The organism is Mycolicibacter arupensis, from assembly GCF_002086515.1.
In the GTDB taxonomy this organism is placed as follows: domain Bacteria; phylum Actinomycetota; class Actinomycetes; order Mycobacteriales; family Mycobacteriaceae; genus Mycobacterium; species Mycobacterium arupense.
Genome location: NZ_MVHH01000097.1, coordinates 1 through 4,101, shown reverse-complemented (window position 1 = coordinate 4,101; position 4,101 = coordinate 1). Strand labels below are relative to the sequence as shown.

Sequence of the window (4,101 nt, the reverse complement as noted above, 5' to 3'; positions counted from 1 at the left end):
CCACGCAACCTTGACCCGCATCCGCCCGGCCGCATCAGAAACGACCTCGAGAGCGGGATCATCGGCGACCGCACCCGAAACGAGCGTCAGCGCGGCGTGTTTGACGGCAGTCATCTGCGCGGTCAGTGGTCGTGGTCGTGCACGTCAGCGGCAGCAGGAGGCTGCACCTCTTCGCCGATGCGCTCGCGGGCCTCGGCGAACACATCGGAAGCCTTCAGCCGCGCCGACTCCGCCACCACCTCAGCGCGCCTCGTGCCGCGCAAACCCAACTCCGTCGTCACGACCGCCGCCCGCCGAAACGGTGCCTTCCCGAGCGCCTTCTTCAACACCTCGTAGGCGCTCACCCCGACCAGCCCGGTGACTACCGCGGCCCCCGCCTTACCCAACAACGCATACATCGCTACCCGCACCTTTCGTCCCCGTTCTGCCCGATTGGCACAACGATTGGTCCTTCGTCCACTGACAGTAACATCACCATATTGCAATATCAACATATATCGTCGGGCCGCCCTAGGGCAGGCAGCCTTCTCTTGGTTCGCTGACGGCTCATCTGCAAAATATTGCTTGGCCTCGACCGCGCCGACGCGTGCGACCAGCCAGGGAGGGCTCTCGACACGCTTGCGGTGCGACCCTTCACCTGATCTACTGTCTACGTACGTAATACGTAGGTCGATTCTGGCGCATTTGGCGCACCAGTCTGAAGGGAACAGATGATGGGGTTGTTCGGCACGGTGGGAGTCAAGCTGCGGCAGCGTAAGGCCACGATTGCGGCGGTCCTGACGTTCGCAGTCATCGGCTTGGGGATCTTCTTCGTCGGGACATGGGCCGGCTCCACCGGCACGCTCACTTTCGGCACGGTGACCGCGTCGGCCCCGCCCAACGATGCACCGGCCGGACACGGCCCGGATGAGCCGTGCTGTGGAAAACCGATGACGATGGACAAGGACCACCCGGGTCCGAAGATGCGCGAAGGCATGCCCATGGACAACATGCCCATGGACAAGATGGGGCCGAAACCCGGTAAGGACTGCTGCGACAAGTAGTCAGCTGCGACCGGGAAGCGAGGTTCGCATGGTTGGGATGGTTCACGGGCTGCCGACACATCCGCTCTTGGCGCATCTGGTGGCGGTGTTGGTGCCACTGGCCGCACTGCTGGCGATCCTGGCGGTGGTGTGGCCCGCAGCGCGGCGACGGATCGGTGCGACACCGCTGTTGGTTGCCACGGCGGCGTTGCTGCTGGTTCCGCTGACCACGGCAGCCGGTGGCACGCTGCGGGCGCGGACAATGATGGACGGTGCGGTGCTGAGTCGACACGTCACGCTGGGAGGGCAGCTCATCGTCTGGGTTGCACTGTTGACCATCGCACTGGCCTGCTGGTGGGCGCTGCACACCCCGATCTTCGCGGGCACCGTGGGCGCTGTGGCGCCGGCGGCCCGCCGGATCGGCGCCGCCGGCGCCGGCGCCGCAACATTGCTGTTTGCGCTTGCCTGCGTCTGGTCGACGGTGCGGGCCGGCGACAGCGGAACACAAGCGGTGTGGGGCACACTGCCCTGCTGTGCAGGGATGGCAATGTGATGCCATGAGGGCGGCACGCGAGTTCGGGGCCCTGGAAGCGGTGATTATGGACCGGTTGTGGGCTTGTGACGGTGCGACGAGTGTGCGGCAGGTGTTTGAGGAGTTGCAGGCCACTCGCGCCATCGCCTATACGACGGTGATGAGCACCATGGACAACCTGCACTCCAAGGGCTGGCTGGAGCGAGATCGGGACGGCCGGGCTTTCCGGTATTGGCCAGTGCTCAGCCGCGAAGAGCACAGCGCCCGTCTGATGCGCCAGGCACTGGCGGGTGCCGCGCACAACCCCGACGTGGTGTTCGCACATTTCGTGCAGGAGATGACCGCCGATGAGTCGGCGGCGCTGCGCAAGGTTCTCGATCAAACATCGCGGGGGCGTTCCCGGTGAGCGTCGCCATGTGCCTGCTTCTCTACAGCGTGCTGGCCCTCACCGCCGGCCCACTGGCGCTGACTCGGCTGACACGGGGGGGAGATGCCCCGGGGCTCGGTGTGTCGGTTTGGCTGGCCGCAATGCTCAGTGTGCTCGGGTCCTGGATTTCAGCGACGATATTTTTAGCCACGGACGTGGTACATACCGGCTGGACCGGTGTTGCGATGTGGCGCGCCTGTTTGGCAGTGGTGCGTAACGTGGCGGCGGGCGGATACGGCTTCCTCGTCCAGGCCATCGCCCTGGCGATCGTTGCGGCCGCGGTGTTCGGTCTCGGCCGACTGGGCTGGCGGGTGCAGTGTGCGCTCAGCCGGGCCGACCGGCAGGCAGCCGAGCATGCTCACGCGGCCAGAATTGTGGGCCGCCGTTACCCCGGACTGGATGCCGTCGTGCTCGATGGCCGCACACCGGCCGCCTACTGCGTCGCCGATCCGACACGGACCACGATCGTCACTACCGGCGCACTTCAGGTACTCGACAGCGCCCAACTAGACGCCGTCCTCACCCATGAGCGTGCCCATCTCGACGAACACCACCACCTGCTGATCGCCTTGACCCGCGGCCTGGCCACCGCTTTGCCCGGGCTCGCACTGTTCACCCGCGGTGCGGCCGAGATCGCTCGACTGCTGGAGATGCGGGCCGACGATGCGGCCGTCCGCGCACACGGCCGCCAAACGCTACTCGAAGCCTTCGCAGCACTCACCGCGGGTTCGGGTGTGCCCGCCGCGGCACTTGCTGCCACTGGCGGCGATATGCTCAGCCGAGTGCAGCGGCTGATGTCCCCACCGCGTGGCCGTCGTCTGCCGCTGGCCGTGTGCAGTCGGCTCGTCGTAACCGGTGTGCTCATTACGGGTCCGATCGCGGTCGCAACAGTCACCGCGATGAACTCCGGGCTCTGCAGCTTTGCCGCACTCTAAGCGATCGAGTACGTCCACGTGCCGGGGTGCGATCTTTCCCCCACTCGTCGACCAGGGCAGGGATTCGGTTTAGCCGAGGGTCCCCGTCTGGTGCTCCGACAGTCCCAGCCGTAGGTGTTCGCGGTGGTAGATCGCTTCGTCGAGCAGTTGCGCGACGTGGCTGTCGTAGAAGGCGGTAGACGATGTTGCGCCCACTGCTGTTGCCGGCGATCAGGCCGAGGTTGCGCTGCAGCTGCAGCTGCTGCGAGACCGCGGCCTGCTCCATGCCGACCTCATCGGCGGGCTCGGTCACCGAGCGTGGCCCGGCGCGGGACGTGTCTAAAACCCTTCGACTGCTGGTGAGCGGCGACGAGTGGTCCCCGCCAGGAACGCGTATACGCCAATTCGGGAACGTCGAAGTTGAGAACGGCGAGGACGGTCAGCTACCGTCGTCGGCGTACCGAGTCTCGCCGGGGCTGTCGTCGTGGCCCCAGGTGCCTGGCACCATCGGCACGGTCGGGGCGCCCTCAAACCCGTCACCAGCCAGCGTGGTCAACCCCGCTGCCGGTGTGATGTTGGCCTTGCGCGCGCTGTCGGCAAGCCCTAGCGCGCCGGCGCCGCGATCCGATGCCGCCGTCGGCGCGGCGAGCTGATCGCTGGTCGACGGGCCCGGGTCGGGGTCTATGTCGTCGCCCAGTTCCGCGTACTCGTCGCGGTAGCCGCGATCTTTCACCGCCGCTCGCCGCCGGCGGCGGGTGCGCGCCTGCTCCCGGGTCGCCGCGGCCGCGGCGGTCGCCTCCTGCGCGCTGAGGTCGGAGGCCGGCGCCTTGACGCGGCTACGGTCGGTGAGGCTCGGGCCGACCGCGGGACCGGGTCCACCACCGCCCAGTATGTAGCCGAATCCTTCAACACCCGTGGCCGGCACGGTCGCGGCACCGGCGGCAGTAACTGGCGCTGTGGGGGCCGCGGGCGCCGCACTACCGACGGTGGCCGGAGCGGCCGGCGGGGTCAGGTTGATCCCGGCGGACGGCCATAAGTTGGGTTGAGCCGCAACGGGTTCTGGTATCGGTGCGGCAGCGACCCCGGCGGGTTGAGCCAGGCCGGCCAACCCCGCGAGACCGGCCGCCAATCCGAGGTTGGCGATAGCGAGGCCTAGGCCCACCGACAACAGTTGCGGGGCCATCTGGGGCAGGTTCGACACAAGCA

At 67.4% G+C, this 4,101-nt stretch carries 6 protein-coding genes and 1 pseudogene; 4 read left to right on the top strand and 3 right to left on the bottom strand.

Translation table 11 applies throughout. From position 1 onward, the window contains the following. Positions 1–122: 122 nt before the first annotated feature. Positions 123–398 carry a DUF1490 family protein gene (locus BST15_RS20735; RefSeq protein WP_046189995.1) on the bottom strand — a complete coding sequence of 92 codons (276 nt, stop codon included), beginning with the start codon at positions 396–398 and terminating at the stop codon, positions 123–125. A gap of 312 nt (positions 399–710) precedes the next feature. On the opposite strand from BST15_RS20735, the gene BST15_RS20730 reads away from it, so the two are divergent. The 4 genes from BST15_RS20730 to BST15_RS20715 are packed head-to-tail and all read left to right on the top strand — an operon-like array spanning position 711 to position 2,916. Next, positions 711–1,043, top strand: a complete 333-nt coding sequence (locus BST15_RS20730) for a hypothetical protein (RefSeq protein ID WP_046686433.1) — start codon at positions 711–713, stop codon at positions 1,041–1,043. A gap of 28 nt (positions 1,044–1,071) precedes the next feature. Further along, positions 1,072–1,575 (top strand): hypothetical protein, encoded by a 504-nt coding sequence (locus tag BST15_RS20725; RefSeq protein ID WP_046191275.1) that lies wholly within the window; start codon positions 1,072–1,074, stop codon positions 1,573–1,575. Positions 1,576–1,579: 4 nt separating this feature from the next. Continuing rightward, the gene (locus tag BST15_RS20720; protein ID WP_046191274.1) at positions 1,580–1,960 is read left to right on the top strand and encodes a BlaI/MecI/CopY family transcriptional regulator; all 381 of its coding nucleotides are present in this window, start codon (positions 1,580–1,582) and stop codon (positions 1,958–1,960) included. Continuing rightward, a complete protein-coding gene (locus BST15_RS20715) occupies positions 1,957–2,916 on the top strand; it encodes a M56 family metallopeptidase (protein WP_046191273.1) in 960 nt (319 codons plus the stop codon). The genes BST15_RS20720 and BST15_RS20715 overlap by 4 nt, the downstream gene beginning before the upstream one ends. A 69-nt stretch (positions 2,917–2,985) precedes the next feature. Here the strand turns inward: BST15_RS20715 and BST15_RS20710 are convergent. Beyond that, a pseudogene (locus BST15_RS20710) lies at positions 2,986–3,229 on the bottom strand (transcriptional regulator); the annotation flags it as partial. A 105-nt stretch (positions 3,230–3,334) separates the two neighbouring features. Continuing rightward, on the bottom strand, positions 3,335–4,101 hold a 767-nt coding region (locus BST15_RS20705; protein ID WP_474623354.1), incomplete at its 5' end, for a PPW family C-terminal domain-containing PPE protein.

What these genes read in the sequence shown, in the direction of transcription:
- BST15_RS20720 (WP_046191274.1), top strand. Translation starts at nt 1,580, where the DNA reads ATGAGGGCGGCACGCGAGTTCGGGGCCCTGGAAGCGGTGATTATGGAC.
- BST15_RS20730 (WP_046686433.1), top strand. Translation starts at nt 711, where the DNA reads ATGATGGGGTTGTTCGGCACGGTGGGAGTCAAGCTGCGGCAGCGTAAG.
- BST15_RS20725 (WP_046191275.1), top strand. Translation starts at nt 1,072, where the DNA reads ATGGTTGGGATGGTTCACGGGCTGCCGACACATCCGCTCTTGGCGCAT.
- BST15_RS20735 (WP_046189995.1), bottom strand. Translation starts at nt 398, where the DNA reads ATGTATGCGTTGTTGGGTAAGGCGGGGGCCGCGGTAGTCACCGGGCTG.